The following is a 19,460-nucleotide window of genomic DNA, read 5'->3' as shown; positions in this document are numbered from 1 at the left end:
ACCATGAGTCCCTCCGCGCCCGCGCGCTCGACCGACCCCGTCGAGCCGGTCACCCTGGGAGGCGCGGGTCCGGTCGTCGGGACGGCCACCGCTCTCGTCGTCGAGGGGCTGCGATCCCGTCAGGCGCCCTCGGTGGGCGACGCACTCGACCTCGCCGTCGAGCTCGGTCGACACGGGGCCCTGCCCGGACTGGGCTCGACGGCCGACCTCTGGCAGGCCCTGGCGACGCTCGCCGCGCACGATCTCGGTGCGGCCCGAGCGGCCGAACCGCACCTCGACGCCCTCGCCATCCTCGACCAGCACGCCGAGGTCGGCGCCGCGACCGCGATCGAGACCCTGTCCGACGAGGACGACGGCGACCGCTCCTCCGTCCCCCCGCGCGCTCGGACCGCCGACCCGTTCACCTGGGGCGTGTTCGCCGCCGAGGGGCCCGGCGTCCGTCTGACGGCGACCCGGGGCCCGGACGGGTCGGGTCCGTGGTCGCTGGCCGGCACGAAGCCCTGGTGCTCCCTGGCGGGCACCCTCGACGGCGCGCTCGTCACCGCCTGGGTCGGCGACGAGCGTCGCCTGTTCTCGGTCGACCTCCGTCAGGCGGGCGTGACCGTGACGGCGGACGCCTGGCACGCCAGGGGCCTCGTCGAGATCCCCTCCGGCCCGGTCGACTTCGACGACGTCGAGGCACGCGAGGTCGGCGCTCCCGGGTGGTACCTCGAGCGTCCCGGCTTCTCGTGGGGCGGGATCGGCGTCGCGGCGTGCTGGTACGGCGGCGCGGTCGGCGTGGCCCGCACGCTGCTGGCCGCGGCGGTGACCGCCTCGTCGCGCACGCCGGAGCGCCCTGCCGACCCGCACCTCCTGCAGGCCCTCGGCCTCGTCGACACGCGACTGGCCGACGCCCGCCGGGCGCTGGTCGAGGCCGCCGACCTCGTCGACGCCGGTGAGGCGACCGGTGACGCCGGGCGGCTGCTGGCCAAGCGCGTCCGCGGGACCGTCGCCCACGCCTGCGACGAGGTCCTCGCGCGGGCGTCCCGTGCCCTCGGTCCGGCCCCGCTCGCCACCGACGCGGCCCACGCCAAGCGCGTCGCCGACCTCGAGCTCTACCTCCGCCAGCACCACGGCGAACGCGACGACGCGTCGCTCGGCCAGACGGTCCTGCGTCGGGCCGTGGCCGACGGACGTCCCACGTGGTGAGCTTCGACGGTCGCGCGCCGGGGACCCCGGTGGAGACCTGGGAGGCCGACCCGCGCCTCCTCGACCTGCCGCCGCTCGACGGCGCCGTCGTCCCGACCAGCGCGTCGCGCGTGGTCGTGCTGGCCGCCCACCCCGACGACGAGACCCTCGGCGCCGGCGGGCTCATCGCCCACGCGGCCGCCCGCGGCATCCCGGTCACGGTCGTCGTGGTGACCGACGGCGCGGCCTCGCACCCCGGCTCGACCACGAGCGCCGAGGACCTCGTCGCGACGCGGGCCGAGGAGGCGCGGGTCGCGGTGGACCTGCTGGGTCACGACGTCGAGCTGGTGCACTGGAGCATCGCCGACGGGACGGTCCGCGAGGCCCGTGCCGAGATCACCGAGCTGCTGCGTCCCCTGCTGCCCGGGCCCGGTGGCCTGCTCGTCGCGCCCTGGCGCGGCGACGGACATCGGGACCACCGCGTGCTCGGCGAGATCGCCGCCGAGCTGGCGGCCGAGGCGGACCAGGCCGGCACGACGGTGCTCGAGTACCCGATCTGGCTGTGGCACTGGGGTTCGCCCGACCATCCCGACGTGCCCTGGCCGTCCCTGCGGCTGTCGTCCCTGGACGCCGTCGCCGACGCCGCGAAGCGCTCGGCCCTCGCGGCGTACGTCTCGCAGCGCCGACCCCTCTCGACCGCACCCGAGGACGCACCCGTGCTGCACCCGGTGTTCGAGCGGCACTTCACCCGCGGGCGCGAGGTCTTCGTCGTGGCCGGGTCGGAGGCGGACGGTCGGGACGCGGGCGGCCAGGACGCGGGCGCCGCGGCGTCGGTCCCGGCGACCGAGGCGACGTTCGACCGGACGCACGCCCGCCGCGCCGACCCGTGGCGGGTCACGACGCGCTGGTACGAGCGCCGCAAGCGCGCCCTCACCGTGGCGTCGCTGCCTCGTGAGCGCTACGGCCGCGTGCTCGAGGTGGGCTGCTCGATCGGCGTGCTGACGGGCGACCTGGCCCCCGCGGCGGACCGCCTGCTGGCCCTCGACGTGTCGTCGGTCGCCGTGCAGGCCGCCCGCGAGCGGCTCGCGAACCTGCCCCACGTCACGGTCGAGCAGGCCGACGCCGCCGCCGACTACCCGTCGGGCACCTTCGACCTCGTCGTGCTCAGCGAGGTCGGCTACTACCTGGCCCCGGAGGCGTTCGGGCGGTTGGTGGACTCGATCGTCGACGGTCTGGCCGACGACGGCGACGTCGTGGCCTGCCACTGGACCCAGCCCGAGGGGGACTTCCGGCAGGGCGCGGACGACGTCCACGCCCGGCTGGGCGCCGACCCGCGCCTCCACCGGGCCTCGCACCACGTCGAGGGCGACTTCGTGCTCGACGTCTTCTCGCGCGACCCCCGGTCGGTCGCCCAGCGGACGGGCCTGCGATGAGCGACGCGCCCGCGCGCCCGACTGCGGCCCTGCCCCCGGCCCGCCCCGTGCGGGCCGTCGCGGTCGTCGTTCCCGCGCACGACGAGGAGGAACTCGTCTCGCGCGCCCTCGACGGCGTCGACGTCGCGCGGCGGCACACGGCCAGGACCCATCCGGAGGTGCGGGTCGTCGTCGTCCTCGTGGCCGACGCCTGCACCGACGGGACGGTGGCGGCCGCCCGTGCGCACGCCCGCGTGACCGTCGTCGAGATCGAGGCCCGCGGGGTCGGCGTCGCACGGGCCGTCGGCGTCGACGTCGCCCTGGACGAGCTCGGCGCGCCCTCGGACGACCTGCCGCTCGACGCGGTGTGGCTCGCCTGCACCGACGCCGACTCGGTCGTGCCGCCGGGCTGGATCGACGACCAGCTCGACCGGGCCGCCTCGGGCGCCGACGTCGTGATCGGCACCGTGCGCCCGGACTTCGCCGACCTCTCGCCGCGGCAGATCGCGGCCTGGACGGCCCGGCACACGCCCGGGCGGCCGAACGGCCACGTGCACGGCGCCAACCTCGGGGTGCGGGCGTCGTCGTACCGGTCCGTCGGCGGGTTCGCACCCGTCGACCTGCACGAGGACAACGTCCTCGTCGACCGGCTGCGCGACGCCGGCGCGACGCTCGTCGCCTCGGACGTCGGCGAGGTGCTGACCTCGGGACGGCGCGACGGACGCACGTCGGGCGGCTACGCCGGCTACCTCGCCGTGGACCTGCTGGCCTGACGAGGCCGGCACCGCGCCTCCTCGTCCCGAGCCCAGCGTGTCGCACCGCGTTTCGTGCACGGCGCCGCGTCTCTACCCGGTGCCTAGCACGAAACGCGGTGCCGTGCTGTGCGGTGCGGTGCGGCTCAGGCGGCGGGGCCGAAGCCCGTGCGGAATCGCTCGAACGTCGTCGCCCAGTAGGCGCGGAGGGCGTCGACGCGTTCGTCGTCGGTGGTCGTGTCGACCCAGGGGTCGTAGACGCCGCGCAGCACGGCGATGACGGCACCCCAGGTCGAGTGGATCAGCAAGGACGTGGTCAGGTCGTCCCGCGAGGGGCCGACGGCCAGGCCGATCACGTCGCCGACGCGTTCGGTCATGGGGACGCCGACCGCGAGCACGTAGGGCAGCAGGGGTTCGTGCGTCCGCAGCAGGTGGCGGAGGCTGATCATGTAGTCCACGAGCTGGGCGTCGACGGCCGACAGCAGCAGCAGCTCGAGCAGGTCGATGTCGGTGCCCTGGAAGGACGCGAGCATCGACAGGTCGGAGGCGTCGACCGCCGCGCCCGCCTTGTTCAGGAGCACCGAGGCCACGGCGTCCTCCTTGCACGAGTAGTGGTTCGCGAAGGTGCGCCTCGAGTAACCGGCCAGAGCGGTGACGTCCTCGACGACGAAGCCGTCGAAGCCCTTCTCGGTCGCCAGTCGGAAGGCCGCGTCGGCGAGCCCACGGCTCGTCGCCCGACGCTTCTCGTCGCGCCCGCCGACCGCTTCCGTGCCGAATCGGGTGAGGTCCCCACGCGCCGGAGTCTGCTGCATCGGACCATCGTGCCGGGGCTTCCTGAGAATTTCCATGCCCAATGGGCAACGGAGCCTCCGGATCGCGTATCCTGCAAGAGTCCGATTCGGGTCGGACGGCCTCGAGAGGCACCAGGCACACAACCCCCTGTGAGATCGCGCAGGGTCGCGTCGGGTGCGACCCTCCAGCTGAACCACGGAGGGGGCCAGGTCCCCTCGAGACACACGCCTCGTGGCCCCCGTGGTCACGGGGCGTTCCCGTGTGCCCGGCGGGTGGTCCCCGTCCGGCACGCTCGGGTCCGCAGGGGTGACAGGCTGAGCCCATGAAGCGAGGGCGGTTGCGGGTGGTGCTGGGGGCGGCGCCCGGCGTGGGCAAGACGTACACGATGCTCGAAGAAGGGGCACGGTTGCGATCCGAAGGGGTCGACGTCGTCGTGGCCGTCGTCGAGACGCACGGGCGGCGCGCGACCTCGGCGCTGGTCGGCGACCTCGAGGTCGTGCCCCGCCGGGCGGTCGTCCACCGCGGCGTCGCGCTGGACGAACTCGACCTGGAGGCGGTGCTCGCGCGGGCACCGCAGCTCGCGCTGGTCGACGAGCTCGCCCACACGAACGCCCCCGGCTCCACCCACGAGAAGCGGTGGCAGGACGTCGAGGCCCTGCTCGTCGCCGGCATCGACGTCGTCTCGACCGTCAACGTCCAGCACGTCGACTCGCTCACCGACGTGGTCGAGCGCATCACCGGGGCGACGCAGCGCGAGACGGTGCCCGACGCCGTGCTGCGGGCGGCCGACCAGGTGGAGCTCGTCGACCTCGCCCCTCAGGCCCTCCGGGACCGACTGGCCGAGGGCGTCGTCTACCCGGCCGACCGGGTCGACGCGGCGCTCTCGAACTTCTTCCGCCTCGGCAACCTGACGGCCCTCCGCGAGCTGGCGCTGCTCTGGCTGGCCGACGAGGTGGACAGCGCGCTGAAGGCGTACCGCGACGAGCACGGCATCGACAGCACCTGGGAGGCCCGGGAGCGCGTCGTCGTCGCCCTGACCGGCGGCCCCGAGGGCGAGACGCTGATCAGGCGGGGCGCCCGCATCGCCGCCCGGTCCTCCGGAGGGGAACTCGTCGCCGTGCACGTCAGTGCGCAGGACGGTCTCCGGCAGGGAGCGCCGGGTGCCCTGGCGGCGCAGCGGGCCCTGGTCGAGAAGCTCGGCGGCACGTACCACCAGGTCGTCGGCTCGGACGTGCCCCGCGCGCTCGTCGCCTTCGCCCGCGGGGTCAACGCCTCGCAGCTCGTCATCGGCGTCAGCCGGCGGGGGCGCCTGGCCGCGGCGTTGACCGGGCCCGGCATCGGCTCGACGGTGATCCGCGAGTCGGGACGCATCGACGTGCACATCGTCACCCACTCCTCGGCCGGACGCGACCGGGTGCTGCCGCGACTCGGCGGGGCCCTGTCGCGACGCCGCGTGATCGCCGGGTTCGTGCTCGCCCTCGTGGCCGGGCCGCTGCTCACCGGGCTGCTGGCCGGGCACCGCTCGGAGGACGGCATCGCGGGCACCGTGCTGGTCTTCCAGCTGCTGGTCGTGGTGGTCGCCGTCACGGGCGGCATCTGGCCGGCCCTGCTCGCGGCGCTGCTCTCGGGCGTGACGCTCGACCTGTTCTTCATCGCGCCGATCTACCAGCTGACCATCGCCGAGCCGCTGCACCTGGCGGCACTCGTGCTGTACGTGCTCAACGCCGCGATCGTCAGCTACGTGGTCGACCAGGCCGCACGCCGCAGCCGTGCCGCCGCCCGGGCGCTCGCCGAGACCGAGCTGCTCGCCACGGTCGCGGGGAGCGTGCTGCGCGGCCAGGACGCCCTGCAAGCCCTGATCGGCCGCACCCGCGAGGCCCTGGGCATGACCCGGGTGCGCGTCGTCCAGGGCGGGGTCGAGATCGGGGAGGCGCGGCTCGCCGGCGACGGCCGTCCCGGAGCCGGGTCCCCGGCCGGGACCACCACGTCGATCGCCGCGGGCGCCGACGCGACCCTCGAGCTGACCGGACCCGAACTGCAGGCGGCCGACCGGCGCCTCCTGGACGTCGTCGCGGCGCAGGTCGAGGCGGCCCTCGAGCACTCCGAGCTGAGCCGGGCCGCAGGCCAGGTCGCCCCGCTCGCCGAGGTCGACCGCATGCGCAGCGCCCTGCTCGCCGCCGTCGGTCACGACCTGCGTCGCCCGCTGGCCGCCGCGACGGCCGCCGTCAGCGGACTGCGGCAGACCGACGTCGCCTGGAGCGACTCCGACCGGGACGAGCTGCTGTCCACCGCCCACGAGAGCCTCGACTCGCTCTCGACCCTGGTCACCGACCTGCTCGACGTCAGCCGCGTGCAGGCCGGGGCCCTCGCCGTGACGCCCGCGGACGTCGACGTCGACGAGGTCGTGCTCGGCGCCCTCGACGAGCTCGGCCTCGGGCCGGCCGACGTCGAGCTCGCGCTGCGGGCGACGGTGCCGCCCGTGCGGGCCGACGCCGTGCTGTTGCAGCGCGTGGTCGTCAACCTGCTCGACAACGCCCTGCGCCACTCGCCGCCGGACGCGAGCGTCCGCATCTCGACGAGCGCCTTCGGCGACCGGGTCGAGCTGCGGGTCGTGGACCGCGGCCCCGGGGTCCCGGTCGAACGGCGGGACGAGATCCTCGTCGCGTTCCAGCGGCTGGGCGACACCGACAACGGCACGGGCCTCGGGCTCGGGCTGGCGCTCAGCAAGGGCTTCGTCGAGGCGATGGGCGGCACGCTCGCACTCGACGACACCCCCGGCGGCGGGTTGACCATGGTGGTCGGGCTGCCGGTGGTGCCCGGGGCGGGCGGGGCAGGCGAGGCCGGGCGAGGCGGGGCAGGCGAGGCCGATCGGGTACGGTCGGCCACGTGAGCGCCGTGAAGATCCTGATCGCCGACGACGACCCGCAGATCCTGCGGGCGCTCAAGGTGACCCTCGGGGCGCGCGGCTACGACGTCGTCACGGCCGCCGACGGGCGTGAGGCGCTCGACCTCGCGGCCAGCCGGCACCCCGACCTCGTCATGCTCGACCTCGGCATGCCCCATCTCGACGGGGTCGAGGTGATCACCGGTCTGCGCGGCTGGTCGACCGTGCCGATCCTCGTCGTGTCGGGCCGCACCGACGCCGCCGACAAGGTCGAGGCGTTGGACGCGGGCGCCGACGACTACGTCACGAAGCCCTTCTCGATGGACGAGCTGCTCGCCCGCATCCGGGCGCAGACCCGCCGGTTGCCGTCGGGCACCGACGACGAGCAGCCCGTGGTCACGTTCGGCGACGTGCAGGTCGACCTCGCGGCGAAGACCGTGGTCCGTCGTCCGGGCGGCGGCACGGGTGGTGACGCGGGTGCGCGCGGCGGCGCGGGTGCGGGCGGCGGCGCGGGCAGCGGCGGCACGGCCGTCCGGCTGACGCCGACCGAGTGGAAGATCCTCGAGTTGTTGCTGCACAGCCCCGACAAGCTGATCACGCGCGAGACCATCCTGACCGAGGTCTGGGGCCCCTTCCACGCGAAGGACACCGGCTACCTGAGGCTCTACTTCGCGCAACTCCGCAAGAAGCTCGAACCCGTGCCGGCCGCACCGCGACACCTCGTCACGGTGCTCGGCATGGGCTACCGCTTCGTGCCCGACGCCGGGGCAGAGGTCGTCGAGGAGGCGTGACCGCGGTCGCCGTCGGGATCCTCACGGTTTCCTAACGCCGGACGTCACCACCGGGAGGCGCGCGAGGCCTAACGTTGCAGGGCGCGTGCCCGCCTCCCGGTCGGTGCGCCCCGCACGTCCGAGAGGAACCCGTGTCCGCGCAGCCCGAGTCACCCGCCAGGGTCGCACCGCCGACCTCGCACCCGACCACGCGACGGATGCGGAGCTGGCTGCTGCACGGCCTCACCGAGACCGCGGGGACGCACCAGGGTCCGCACGCCGAGACCCCGGAGAAGACGCACTCGTGGTGGCGGGTGATGTGCCTGACCGGCGTCGACTACTTCTCGACCCTCGGGTACCAACCGGCCATCGCGGCCGTCGCGGCGGGGCTGCTCTCGCCTCTCGCGACCATCGTGCTGGTGCTGCTGACGCTGTTCGGCGCGCTCCCCGTCTACCGCCGCGTCGCCCGCGAGAGCCCGCGCGGCGAGGGCTCGATCGCGATGCTCGAGCGCCTGCTGCCCTGGTGGGGCGGCAAGCTGTTCGTCCTCGTCCTGCTCGGCTTCGCCGCCACGGACTTCATGATCACGATCACCCTGTCGGCGGCCGACGCCACGGCGCACGCCGTCGAGAACCCGTTCGCCCCGTCGTGGTTCCACGGGGCCGAGGTGCCGCTGACGCTGGTGTTGGTCGCGTTGCTCGCCGCCGTCTTCCTGCGGGGCTTCCGCGAGGCGATCGGCATCGCGGTCGTGCTCGTCGCGATCTTCCTGACGCTCAACCTCGTCGTCATCGCCGTGTCGCTCTTCCACATCGGCGAGAACCCGGTGGTCATCGGCAACTGGTGGGAAGCGCTGACCATCCAGCACGGCAACCCGTTCGTCATGGTCGGCATCGCCCTGATCGTCTTCCCGAAGCTGGCCCTCGGCCTGTCGGGCTTCGAGACCGGGGTGGCCGTCATGCCCCAGATCACCGGCGACCCGACCGACACCCCGGCCAAGCCGGTGGGACGCATCCGAGGGGCCCGTCGCCTGCTCGCCACGGCCGCGATCATCATGAGCTCGTTCCTGATCCTGTCGAGCTTCGTCACCACGCTCTTGATCCCCCAGGCCGAGTTCCAGGCCGGCGGGTCGGCCAACGGCCGAGCCCTGGCGTTCCTGGCGCACCAGTACCTCGGCGACGGCTTCGGCACGCTGTACGACGTCAGCACCATCTGCATCCTGTGGTTCGCCGGGGCGTCGGCCATGGCCGGGCTGCTCAACCTCGTGCCGCGCTACCTGCCGCGCTACGGCATGGCGCCGCAGTGGGCCCGGGCCGTCCGTCCCCTCGTGCTGGTCTTCACGGTGATCGCCTTCGTCATCACCATCGTGTTCGAGGCGGACGTCGACGCCCAGGGCGGGGCCTACGCGACGGGGGTCCTCGTGTTGATCACCAGCGCCTCCGTGGCCGTGACGCTGTCGGCGCGACGCGCGCGCCAGCGGAAGCGCACGATCGGCTTCGGCGTCGTCGCCCTCGTGTTCGTCTACACGACCATCACCAACGTCGTCGAGCGTCCCGACGGCGTGCGCATCGCCGCGATCTTCATCATCGGCATCATCGCGGTGTCGCTCGTCTCGCGCGTGCAGCGGTCGTTCCAGCTGCGGGCGACCTCGGTCACCCTGGACGACACCGCGCTCGCATACGTGCGCGAGGACGCCGACGAGTACGGCACGATCCGCGTCATCGCCCACGAGCCGGGGCGCGAGGTCGCCGAGATCTACAAGAAGAAGCTGACGGCCGAGCGGAAGTACAGCGGCATCCCGCAGCGCTCACCGGTCATCTTCCTCGAGGTGCACAAGGGGGACTCGTCGAACTTCGAGGAGGACCTCGTCGTGACCGGGCACGCGCTGCACGGCTACCGCGTGCTGCGCACGACGAGCGGCGCGGTGCCGAACGCCGTGGCCAGCGTGCTGCTGGCGGTCCGCGACGAGACCGGCGTCGTGCCCGACATCTACTTCGAGTGGACCGAGGGCAACCCGCTGTCCAACATGGGGCGGTTCTTCCTGACCGGGGTGGGCGAGGTCGCACCGGTGACCCGCGAGGTGCTGCGCCGGGCCGAGCCCTCGCGCAGCCGCCGCCCCGACGTGCACGTCAGCTAGCCGCCCCTGCCCCGACCCTCTGCACGCGCGCGAACCCCGTTTGCGAAGATGAACCCCGATTGAACGGGGTTCATCTTCGTGAACGGGGTTCATCCGGACGCCCCGACGAAGCGCCGTCGAGCGACCCGCGCAGCGTCCGTCACCCGACGTGGATCGATGAGGACGTCGGCCGTCCGGAGGAGTTCGACCAGCCTCTCCGGGAACACCAGATCGGCGTATTCGCAGTGCACCACGTGACGGATCTCGGGATGGCGCAGGAGGCGGCGGTCGCGACGTCCCCGGAGCCTGATGGCCTCCGCGGGAGTCCGTCCGGCGAGGATCTCGGGGTCGGTGAGCTTGATGTGGCCGTCGAACTCGACCGCGACGCCGGAGGCCCGGAGGAAGACGTCGCAGCGTCCGAGGAACCGGTCGTCGAGGATGAAGGTCTTCTGCAACTCGACCGACGACAAGCCCAGTTCGAACAGCACGACACGCAGGAGGGATTCGCCTCCGTTCTCGGCCCACGCGGACGAGAACTCGACGGCGCGACGGGCCATCCGTCCGCCCGGGTGTGAGGACGGGCCCAGTCGGGACATGAGTCGAGTGCGTCGGCGGAGGAACTCGGCCTCGACGGCAGCGCCCGTCCGGTGTCCGTCGGGCAGGACCAGGCGGCGCAGGACGGCGTCGACACACAGCACGGCATCGCCGAACGAGGCGCTCCGAGCCACGTCGACGGCGGTCCGCTCGAGGCTCGTGAGCCACACTCCGTGGAGTTCGTCGCGGTCGGCTGTCGGAACCGAGCCGGGGCGTCGCAGGAGGTCGGTCGAACGCCTCGTGGTCGTCCGCCGAGGATCGATGACGGTCACCACGTCCGCGTAGGCGTCGTGGACCCGCGGCAGACCCCACAGGGCCGCGGCCGAGTCGTGGGAGACCGTGCACCGTCGGTCCAGCCCTCGGGTGACCGCCCTGGTCAGGACGACGTGCCGCCCTCGCGCGTCGAGGTCGTCCCAGTCGGCGGCGACGGCGTAGGTGCCCCGATGGACGCGGACCAGCGATCCCCGCCGCGCCTCGAGCTGCAGGCGTCGCGCCTCGCGCGTCGTGCCCCCGTGGGTCGAGGTGAAGACGAGCGGGCAGAGGTGGGGCGCGGTGCCGGTCATGGGGCGAGCGTGACGGGCGGCGCCCGGCCCGCCTGATCCGCGCCTCCTCGCCTGGGGGCGGTGGGAGCTCGCTCCCGGCGTGTGGGGGAGGCGTGGTCGTCCTCGACACGAGGCCATGAACCCCGTTCACGAAGTTGAACCACGCGAAAACGGGGTTCATCTTCGTGAACGGGGTTCATGGCGGGGAGGGCCGGGCAGGCGGGGGAGGAAGGAGGCGCGGGCCGGGCGGGCGGGACGGTTCGGCGGGGTACGGCGCTCAGCTTGGCCGCCGGCGGCGCTCCTCCTGTACTGCTGGGAGCATGAACGACTCCCGCTCCCTGCCCTACCCCCTCGGCGTGACGCCCCTGCCCGAGGGCGGCGCCCACGTCGCGGTGTACTCCGAGACCGCCGACCACGTCTGGTTCTGCCTGTTCGACGACGAGGCCGACGGCGGCACCGAGCGCCGCTTCGAGCTGACGAACCGCACCGGCCACGTCTTCCACGCCGTGGTCGAGGAGGCGCGGGTCGGCTCGCGCTACGGCCTCCGTGTCGCAGGCCCCTGGAACCCGGCCGCCGGCCTCCGCCACAACGAGCACAAGCTGCTGCTCGACCCGTACGCGACGGCCCTCGACGGCACGTTCGACTGGGGTCAGGCCGTCTTCGGGCACGACATGGACGAGCCCGAGACGATGGACGAGTCCGACTCCGCCGCGGCCATGCCCCGCAACGTCATCGCCGACCGCGACTTCGACTGGGGCGACGACCAGCGTCCGCTCACGCCGATGGAGGACACGGTCGTCTACGAGGTGCACGTCAAGGGCTTCACGCAGACGCACCCCGACGTCCCCGAGGACATCCGGGGCACCTACGCCGGCATGGGGCACCCCGCCGCGATCAAGCACTTCACCGACCTGGGCGTCACCGCCGTCGAATTGCTGCCCACGCACCAGTTCGTGCAGGACAGCCACCTCGAGGAGAAGGGCCTCCGCAACTACTGGGGCTACAACTCGATCGGCTTCTTCGCCCCGCACGACGAGTACGCCTCGAAGGCCGCGGGCACGGCCGGCGGCCAGGTCGCCGAGTTCAAGCAGATGGTCAAGGACCTCCACGCCGCCGGCCTCGAGGTGTGGATGGACGTCGTCTACAACCACACGGCCGAGGGCAACCACATGGGCCCGACCATCTCGTTCAAGGGCATCGACAACGCCGCCTACTACCGACTGGTCGAGGGCGACGAGGGCAACTACTTCGACACGACCGGCACCGGCAACAGCCTGAACGTCAGCCACCCGGCGGCGCTCGGTCTGATCATGGACAGCCTGCGCTACTGGGTCACCGAGATGCACGTCGACGGCTTCCGCTTCGACCTCGCCACGACCCTCACCCGTCAGGGTGGCGAGGCCAGCGAGCACAGTGCGTTCCTCACGCTGATCCACCAGGACCCGGTGCTGCAGAGCGTCAAGATGATCGCCGAGCCCTGGGACACCGCCGGCTACCAGGTCGGCGGCTTCCCGGCCGACTGGTCGGAGTGGAACGGCAAGTTCCGCGACGACGTGCGCGAGTTCTGGAACGGTGAGCCCGGCGTCCTCTCGACGTTCTCGGACCGCGTGCTCGGCAGCCCCGACGTCTACGAGGGCGACCGTCGCTCGCCGCTGTCGAGCGTCAACTTCGTCACCGCGCACGACGGCTTCACCCTCGCCGACCTGACGAGCTACGCCGAGAAGCACAACGAGGAGAACGGCGAGGACAGCCAGGACGGCGAGAGCGACAACAAGTCGTTCAACGGCGGCGCCGAGGGCCCGACCGACGACCCCGCGGTCAACGAGTACCGCGACCGCCAGCGTCGCAACTTCCTCGGCACGCTGCTGCTCAGCGCGGGCGTGCCGATGATCCTCGGCGGCGACGAGATCGCCCGCAGCCAGGGCGGCAACAACAACGCCTACTGCCAGGACAGCGAGATCTCGTGGTTCGACTGGGAGCGCGCCGATCGTGACCTGCTCGCCTTCACGACCGAGCTGATCACGCTGCGTCGCGAGAACCCGGCGCTGCGGCCCGACTGGTTCCGGTACGCCCCCGAGGTCGAGAGCGACGACCACGTGCAGGTGCGCCGTGCCGACGACCACTCGTTCTCGAGCGGTGACTGGCAGCAGGGCGAGAACAAGGCGATCACCTTCGTGCTGACCCACAAGGACGCCGACGCGTTCGCCTACCTCGTCAACGGTTCGACGGCGGTCGTCGAGTTCAACGTGCCCGACGCGCCCCACGGCGAGTGGGAGCTCGCCGCGTCGAGCGACCCCGGCCAGCAGGTCGAGGGCGCCGTCACGACGCTGCTCGTGCGCGACGCGAGCTTCACGCTGCTGCGGAGCCGCGCCTCCTAGGCGGAGGGGCGAGCGCAGGAGGCGCGGTGCCGGTCCTCGGGATCGGCACCGCGCCTCCTGCGTCCCCCGGGCATGCGAAAGACCGCCGCCCCGAGGGGACGGCGGTCGTCGTGTGGGTCGGCCGGGGCCGAACGGGGATCAGGCGGTGGCGAGCTGCTGCGCCTCGGGGGCGAAGAAGTCGGCGTAGCTCGGTCCCGGCGTGATGTCGACGACGCTGCCGCAGACGACGGGCCCGGGGTCGACCGGCGACCGGTGGGCTCGACCGGCGGGTCGGCGCTTGGGGTAGACCTCGATGCGGGCGGCGGGCACCCGCTGGTCGGCGGCGTAGTGGCCGGTCACGTCGACGGAGCGACGGACGTGCGCCACGAGCTGGTCGTGGCTGAGGCGGGCGAGGTCGGCGGCGCTCATGCCGCGGCCTCGGCCAGGAGGAGTGCGCTGATGTCGATCGGCTCGGTGGGAGCCAGGTCGTGCGCGAGGGGGTGGTGCCCGGAGGCGTGGACGATGTTCATGTGTTCAGCTCATCTCTGCGGCCCTGCGACCGCGTGCGGAACGGGGTGGTGCGGGTCGCGTCGCCGTGAATCGACGCGTTCCCGACTCTCGCAGGTCACCGGGTGATCGCCACCATCGCCCGACACATCGTTCGCATGGTGGACATCTGTTCGAACGGCGGCCCGCCCGGGCGGCACCTTCTGTGCCAGTCGGTGAGCAGGACTCGCGCCGGGCCGCGGCCGGGGCTCAGGCGCGGCGGGCCCAGAGCGCCTCGACCAGCGACGTCGTCAGCTCGTGGTCGATCGCGAACGACCGGCCGTCGAGGTCCGACACGGGAGCGATCTGACGTCCGCTGGACAGCAGCCACAGGGCGTCCGCCTCGTGCACGCGGGTGAGCGGCAGCAGCTCGTACGCGGTCTCGTGGCCGAGGTCCGCCAGGGCGTCGAACACGGCCGCCTGCGTCGTGCCCTCGAGGATGCCCTGGTCGGTGCGCGGGGTGACGAAGCGGTCGCCGAAACGCGCGACGAGCGAGGCCGACGGCCCCTCGAGCGCGTACCCGTCGCTGCTGACGAAGAGGACGTCGTCGGCGCCCCGGCGGGCGGCCTCGCGCAGCACGCTCTTGTTCACGGCGTACGAGAGGGTCTTGGCGCCCTGCAGCAGCCACGGCGAGGTCGTCGCGACGTCGTGCCGGTAGCCGCGGTCGAGCGCCACGACGCGGATGCCGTCGCGGCGCTCGACGGCGTGGTCCTCGTAGACCTCGGTCCGGGCCCACGCGGTCGGCTCGCTGTCGGGCACGCCCTCGAGGCCGCGCGTCACGATGAGCTTGGTCAACGCGAACGGGACGGGCGCGTGGGCGGCGGCCGAGGCGAGCACCGCCTCGCGGATCAGGTCGAGGTCGAGCACGGGCAGGTCGAGCAGGGCCGCCGACCGCGCCAGGCGGTTCAGGTGCGGCTCGAGCGCCTGCACGGCTCCGTCGACGACGCCGAACGCCTCGAAGATGCCGTCGCCGCGGGTCACGCCCAGGTCGACGACGTTCACCGTCGGCTCCGCCGCGTCGGCGAGGTGCCACCCGGGACCATCGCCTCGGGCGCCGGCCCGGGCCCGGTCGATCACCACGAGCACGGGGGCAGGAGGCGCGGTGTCGGTCGTGGGGGAGGCGTCTGCGGCGAGGTCGGTCACGCCCTCGACCGTACCTCGGGCGCGGGTTTTCGCTTTGTGGACAGGCTGTGGAGAATCACTCGTCGTCGAGATGTTAGACGTCCACGGGATCTCGATCGGCCCGATGGCTGCTCGGAGGTGCGCATCGGGCACCTTTTCGCCACGGTGACTAGTGCGTCTAGCTAATTCCGGGCGCTGAACAGGCGTTTTCCTGGCAGGGTGCTCTTTGCCCGCCCAGGCTGCAGCGGTACCGTGAGCGAGCCCGCCCACGGTGGGCGCGTGGTGCCCGGTGGGCCGGGAGCTTCTTCACGGGGCGGCCCGCCCGGCACCACACCACACACGTCGGACCACCCGCGCCGCGGCGCGCACGTCGAAGGGCCGCACCGTCGAGACGGTGCGGCCCTTCGTGGTCGGTCCGGGAGGCGTCAGCCGCGGGGCCGGGGCGGCCCGGGCTTCGGGTGCGACGGCGCGGCGCCGTCACCCGAGGGCGCGTCGGCGGGATCGGGCTCGCCGGGCTTGGGGTGGCCGGGGATCGAGTCGCCCGAGAGGTTGAGGTCGTCGGGGTCGACCTCGATGTCGCCGCCGTCGTCCGGCCCGCCCTCACCGGGCAGGGCCTGGACCGCGTCCAGGTCGGTGTCGGAGTCCACGGCGGGGGAGTCCTCCGTCGCCGACCGCTGCATCTCGGCGGTGGTCGCCTCGCTCCGCGGGAAGTCCGCGGTCGGGTCGTCGGCGTCGCGACGGTCCGGTGCGGTCTCGGCGGTGCCTGCGTAGCCGACGCCGTCCGTGGCCGTCGTGGCGTCGCCCGTGGTGGTGCCGGTCTTCGTGTCCTGCTCGTCTTCGTGCATGCGGGCACGGTACGCCGTGGGGGTGCGTGCCGCATGTGCGTCGGGGCAGACTGTGGCGATGACGACCCTCACCTGCCGCGCGATCGTGTTCGACATGGACGGCACGCTCGTCGACTCGACCGCCCTGGTCGAACGCATCTGGGGCGACTTCGCGGCCGAACACCAGCTCGACGTCGTCGAGTTGCTGGCGTTCGCGCACGGCCGGCAGACCCACGACACCGTCACCCGGTTCCTGCCCCGGCTGCCCGAGGGCGAGGCGCGGTCCCTGACCGACGGGCTGCAGGCGGTCGAGGCCGGCACCCGGGACGGGACCGTCGAGATCCCGGGCGCCGCCGCCTTCGTGGCGAGCCTGCCGGGTGACCGGGTGGCCCTCGTGACGAGCGCGAACCACGAGCTGGCGCGGTCGAGGATGGCCGAGGCGGGCGTGCCCTGGCCGGCGGTCGTGCTGGCGTCCGAGCAGGTGGCGGTGGGCAAGCCGGCCCCGGACGGTTACCTGCTGGCTGCCGAGCTGCTCGGCGTCGACCCCGGCGAGGTCGTCGTCTTCGAGGACGCCGCGGCGGGGCTCGAGGCCGCCCGCGCCTCCGGAGCCTCGGTCGTGGTCGTGGGCGACCACGACGGGCCGGCCGCCGACGGGCTGCCGCGCGTCGCCGGGTACGAGGACGTGTCGGTGACCGTGCGGGCCGACGGGCTGCTCGAGCTCACGCTGCCGTAGGGCCTGGAGCTCGCGCGGGCTGGCAGGTGGCACGGGCGCTCGGCTCGCGCGGGCGCGGGCGCGGGCCCGGCCTCGCGGTTCGAGCTGGGACCCGCCGCTCAGCCGTGCAGCGGGTGCGACCCCTCGTGGTTGGTCCGGTGGGCGAGGGCGTGGGCGAACTCGCGCAGGGTCTCGTCCGAGGTGTGACGGGGCGTCCAACCGAGGACGTCCCGGGCCTTCTCGGTCGACATGACCGGGATCTTGGCCGCGATGTCGAGCCAGCCCGGCTCGGTCGGCTGCAGGCGGGCCAGCCAGGTGAGCTGGACGACGGCGCGCAACAGGCGATACGGCACGGGCAGCAGGCGGGAGCCGAAGGCCCGGGCGATGCGGTCGGGGTCGACCACGGGTTCGGCGGCGAGGTTGAACGCCCCACCGGCGCGGCGGTCGATGGCCCGCCAGAACGCGTCCGCGACGTCGCTCGCGTGCACGACCTGCGACACGAAGCGCGGGGCGAGCGGGATGAACGGGGGGCGCACGCGCTGCATCCAGCGGGTGGGCACCCAGCGACCGGCGAAGAGCCCCACGATCTCGCTCGCCGCGGAGGCCTGGAACACGAGGCCCGGGCGCATGCGGGTCAGCGTGACCTCGGGGTGCTGCTCGACGAAGGCGTCCATGACGCGCTCGTTGATCGACTTGTGCTTCGAGTAGCTCGAGCGGCGGACGCCCTTGGTCTTGTAGGTCTCGTCGACCCGTCGACCCTTGGGGCCCCGCGAGTAGGCGCCGACCGACGACGCGACGAGCACGTGCGGCACGCCGGCCCGGGCGGCGGCGTCGAGGACGTGCGACGTGCCGAGCACGTTCGTGCGGTACATGACGGCCTTGTGGTGGCTCGGCTGCAGGGCCCAGCCGAGGTGCACGACGGCGTCGGCCCCGGCGAACGCCCGCTCGAGGGCCACGGGTGAGTCGTCGGTCCCGACGTCGATCGAGAACCAGGTCACCTCGCCGTACGGCGGCGTCGCCATGCGCGGCCCCCGGCGGGCGACGCCGACGAGGGAGGTCACCTCGGGTTCGGCCTGCAGACGGGTGAGCAGGGCGGTGCCCAGGTTGCCCGTGGCTCCGACGACGACCACGCGCATGGGGGTCTCACTTTCACGACTCGACGATCGGCCAGGCGCCGACCCCGGGTGGGCGGCAGACCTGTACCGAGCCTACGCGCGGCCCCTGGGCGACGGTCCGGCCTCGGCGGCGATGCGGGCGACGGCGGCCTCGTCGAGCACGAAGACCTCGTCGCCGTCGCGCGGGTCGTGCGTGCGCACGACGGTCGAGCGCACCGACCCGTCGGCCGCCACCTCGACCACGGCGAAGCCCGAGCCGCGCACGGCCCGCTCCGTGCCGACGGTCGCCAGCACGTCCGTGTCGTTCGCCACCCCGGGCGCGACCACCACGGGGACGCCCGCCAGGTGACCGACGATGTGGTGGTGGTAGTGCCCGGCGAGGACGACGCGGACGTCCGACGCCTCGAGGACCGCGGCCAGCGCCTCCGGGTCCTGCAGGGCGAGCGACTCGTGCAGGGTCGTCGGCGCCGCGATCGGCGGGTGGTGCAGCACGAGCACGGTGCCCCGCTCGGCGGGCGTCGCAAGCTCGTCGCGCAACCAGGCGAGCTGCTCGGGTCGCAGCAGTCCGTAGCCGGCCCCGGGCACGGAGGTGTCGAGCCCGACCACCCGCCAGCCGTCGACGTCGCGCACGAGGTCGAGCGGCCTCGCCGGGTCGCCGCCGAGCACCTCGGCGAAGGACTCGCGCAGGTCGTGGTTGCCCGGCACGAGCACCACCTCGGCACCGGCCGCTCGGGCCCAGGCGTCGGTGCGTTCGCGGAGGTGCCGGTAGGAGGCGCGGGTCCCGTCGTCCGACAGGTCACCCGACCCCACCAGCAGTCGCACCCCCTCGACCCGCGCAGCCTCCGCCAGCACGAGGTCGAGGGCCTCGGTCGTGTCGACGACACCCTGGTGGAGGGCTCCGTCGGCGAGCAGGTGGGCGTCGCTGAGGTGGACGATGCGGAGGGCTCCGGGCGGCAGGGCGTGCATGCCGCGACGCTACCGGGTGCGGGGCGGCGCGTGCGCGTGGCCCGGGGTGCCGGGGCCGCTCGGGCGGCTCGGGCGGCTCGGGCCAGTCGGGCGGCTCGCGCTGCTTGCGCTGCTTGCGCTGCTCGGGCGCCTCGGGCGGCTCGGGCGGTCGGGTCGCACCACGCACGTGGCGTCGAACCACGCACGGGGGTGGTTCGACGCCGCAACCGTGGTGCGACCTCGCGTGTGGTGGGAGGGCTCAGCCGCGGAACTGGTCGGCGGGGGCGAGGCGTCCGTGCACGCGACGCCCGAGCTCGGCGAACATGTCGGTGACGGTCGCCCAGTCCTCGTGGGTCGGGGAGGTCGGTTCGACGAACAGGCCGTAGAACCGTCGCCCGCTGTTGAGCGACTCGACCAGGACGGTCTCGGAGCGGTCGAAGAACTGCGTCCCGTCGTGCTTGAGGGCGGACGCCCGGACGGGTTCGCCGGTCAGGGTGCTGAAGCCGGCCGACGCCAGGGCCCGTGCGGTCCTGCGCCGGGACAGTCGGGGGAGGACGGGACCCGCCTCCCCCGCGCTCAGCACCGCGCGCACGTGCGCGAACACGAGCTCTTGCTCGTGGACGGGGTGCGAGGTGGAGGTCGGCGAGTTCGTCACGGCATCACCGTGGCAGGTCGTGGCCCGGAGTGCGACGCCCAGTGCGGGGGCGGCCCCTTGGGGTGCGACCCGGACTGGGGAGCCGACCGGGTGTACCCGGCGCCCGCCCACGGTGTAGCTCGGGCCGGCAGGCGTGCGCGGTGTCGGCAATTCCTGGCTG

The 19,460-nt window shown here is 73.5% G+C and carries 16 protein-coding genes; 8 read left to right on the top strand and 8 right to left on the bottom strand.

Annotated elements, in window-relative coordinates; all coding sequences use genetic code 11:
- Positions 1 to 3 precede the first annotated feature (3 nt).
- The 3 genes from ACIOSR_RS06615 to ACIOSR_RS06605 are packed head-to-tail and all read left to right on the top strand — an operon-like array spanning position 4 to position 3,352.
- Positions 4 to 1,188, top strand: coding sequence for an acyl-CoA dehydrogenase (locus ACIOSR_RS06615; RefSeq protein WP_402752147.1), 1,185 nt, complete (start codon positions 4 to 6; stop codon positions 1,186 to 1,188).
- A 29-nt stretch (positions 1,189 to 1,217) separates the two neighbouring features.
- Positions 1,218 to 2,600, top strand: coding sequence for a PIG-L family deacetylase (locus ACIOSR_RS06610; RefSeq protein WP_402752146.1), 1,383 nt, complete (start codon positions 1,218 to 1,220; stop codon positions 2,598 to 2,600).
- Positions 2,597 to 3,352: a glycosyltransferase gene (locus ACIOSR_RS06605; protein WP_402752145.1), complete on the top strand. Its 756-nt coding sequence runs from the start codon at positions 2,597 to 2,599 to the stop codon at positions 3,350 to 3,352. Before ACIOSR_RS06610 ends, ACIOSR_RS06605 begins: the two co-directional genes overlap by 4 nt.
- A 125-nt stretch (positions 3,353 to 3,477) precedes the next feature.
- On the opposite strand, the gene ACIOSR_RS06600 is transcribed toward ACIOSR_RS06605, so the two are convergent.
- Positions 3,478 to 4,143 (bottom strand): TetR family transcriptional regulator, encoded by a 666-nt coding sequence (locus ACIOSR_RS06600; protein ID WP_402752144.1) that lies wholly within the window; start codon positions 4,141 to 4,143, stop codon positions 3,478 to 3,480.
- A 302-nt stretch (positions 4,144 to 4,445) separates the two neighbouring features.
- Here ACIOSR_RS06600 and ACIOSR_RS06595 point away from each other — a divergent pair, with 302 nt between their 5' ends.
- The 3 genes from ACIOSR_RS06595 to ACIOSR_RS06585 all read left to right on the top strand — a co-directional run bounded on the left by ACIOSR_RS06595 (position 4,446) and on the right by ACIOSR_RS06585 (position 9,909).
- Positions 4,446 to 7,013, top strand: coding sequence for an ATP-binding protein (locus ACIOSR_RS06595; RefSeq protein WP_402752143.1), 2,568 nt, complete (start codon positions 4,446 to 4,448; stop codon positions 7,011 to 7,013).
- Positions 7,014 to 7,018: 5 nt separating this feature from the next.
- The gene (locus tag ACIOSR_RS06590; RefSeq protein WP_402752210.1) at positions 7,019 to 7,798 is read left to right on the top strand and encodes a response regulator; all 780 of its coding nucleotides are present in this window, start codon (positions 7,019 to 7,021) and stop codon (positions 7,796 to 7,798) included.
- A 197-nt stretch (positions 7,799 to 7,995) separates the two neighbouring features.
- On the top strand, positions 7,996 to 9,909 hold the full coding sequence (locus ACIOSR_RS06585; RefSeq protein ID WP_402752209.1) for an amino acid transporter: 1,914 nt from the start codon (positions 7,996 to 7,998) through the stop codon (positions 9,907 to 9,909).
- A gap of 89 nt (positions 9,910 to 9,998) precedes the next feature.
- Here ACIOSR_RS06585 and ACIOSR_RS06580 read toward each other — a convergent pair whose 3' ends face one another.
- Positions 9,999 to 11,045 carry a hypothetical protein gene (locus tag ACIOSR_RS06580; RefSeq protein ID WP_402752142.1) on the bottom strand — a complete coding sequence of 349 codons (1,047 nt, stop codon included), beginning with the start codon at positions 11,043 to 11,045 and terminating at the stop codon, positions 9,999 to 10,001.
- A 299-nt stretch (positions 11,046 to 11,344) separates the two neighbouring features.
- On the opposite strand from ACIOSR_RS06580, the gene glgX reads away from it, so the two are divergent.
- Positions 11,345 to 13,402 carry a glycogen debranching protein GlgX gene (gene glgX, locus ACIOSR_RS06575; protein ID WP_159825093.1) on the top strand — a complete coding sequence of 686 codons (2,058 nt, stop codon included), beginning with the start codon at positions 11,345 to 11,347 and terminating at the stop codon, positions 13,400 to 13,402.
- Between the two features lie 138 nt (positions 13,403 to 13,540).
- On the opposite strand, the gene ACIOSR_RS06570 is transcribed toward glgX, so the two are convergent.
- The 3 genes from ACIOSR_RS06570 to ACIOSR_RS06560 all read right to left on the bottom strand — a co-directional run bounded on the left by ACIOSR_RS06570 (position 13,541) and on the right by ACIOSR_RS06560 (position 15,894).
- Positions 13,541 to 13,810, bottom strand: a complete 270-nt coding sequence (locus ACIOSR_RS06570; RefSeq protein ID WP_402752141.1) for a hypothetical protein — start codon at positions 13,808 to 13,810, stop codon at positions 13,541 to 13,543.
- A gap of 327 nt (positions 13,811 to 14,137) precedes the next feature.
- Entirely contained in the window at positions 14,138 to 15,070 is a 933-nt protein-coding gene (locus ACIOSR_RS06565) for an aminodeoxychorismate lyase (protein ID WP_402752140.1), read from the bottom strand.
- Between the two features lie 404 nt (positions 15,071 to 15,474).
- A complete protein-coding gene (locus tag ACIOSR_RS06560) occupies positions 15,475 to 15,894 on the bottom strand; it encodes a hypothetical protein (protein WP_148053722.1) in 420 nt (139 codons plus the stop codon).
- A gap of 58 nt (positions 15,895 to 15,952) precedes the next feature.
- Here ACIOSR_RS06560 and ACIOSR_RS06555 point away from each other — a divergent pair, with 58 nt between their 5' ends.
- Positions 15,953 to 16,606, top strand: coding sequence for an HAD-IA family hydrolase (locus ACIOSR_RS06555; RefSeq protein ID WP_402752139.1), 654 nt, complete (start codon positions 15,953 to 15,955; stop codon positions 16,604 to 16,606).
- Between the two features lie 98 nt (positions 16,607 to 16,704).
- Here ACIOSR_RS06555 and ACIOSR_RS06550 read toward each other — a convergent pair whose 3' ends face one another.
- The 3 genes from ACIOSR_RS06550 to ACIOSR_RS06540 all read right to left on the bottom strand — a co-directional run bounded on the left by ACIOSR_RS06550 (position 16,705) and on the right by ACIOSR_RS06540 (position 19,300).
- Positions 16,705 to 17,721, bottom strand: a complete 1,017-nt coding sequence (locus ACIOSR_RS06550) for an NAD-dependent epimerase/dehydratase family protein (RefSeq protein ID WP_173151872.1) — start codon at positions 17,719 to 17,721, stop codon at positions 16,705 to 16,707.
- A gap of 72 nt (positions 17,722 to 17,793) precedes the next feature.
- A complete protein-coding gene (locus tag ACIOSR_RS06545; RefSeq protein WP_402752138.1) occupies positions 17,794 to 18,666 on the bottom strand; it encodes a metallophosphoesterase family protein in 873 nt (290 codons plus the stop codon).
- Positions 18,667 to 18,904: 238 nt separating this feature from the next.
- Complete coding sequence (locus tag ACIOSR_RS06540) at positions 18,905 to 19,300, bottom strand: hypothetical protein (RefSeq protein ID WP_056047249.1); 396 nt, start codon at positions 19,298 to 19,300, stop codon at positions 18,905 to 18,907.
- Between the last annotated feature and the right edge of the window lie 160 nt (positions 19,301 to 19,460).

The sequence above is a fragment of the Frigoribacterium sp. NPDC087798 genome (assembly GCF_044742985.1).
GTDB lineage: Bacteria > Actinomycetota > Actinomycetes > Actinomycetales > Microbacteriaceae > Frigoribacterium.
Note: the sequence above shows the minus strand (reverse complement) of the source record. Positions and strands in the feature narration are given on the sequence as shown.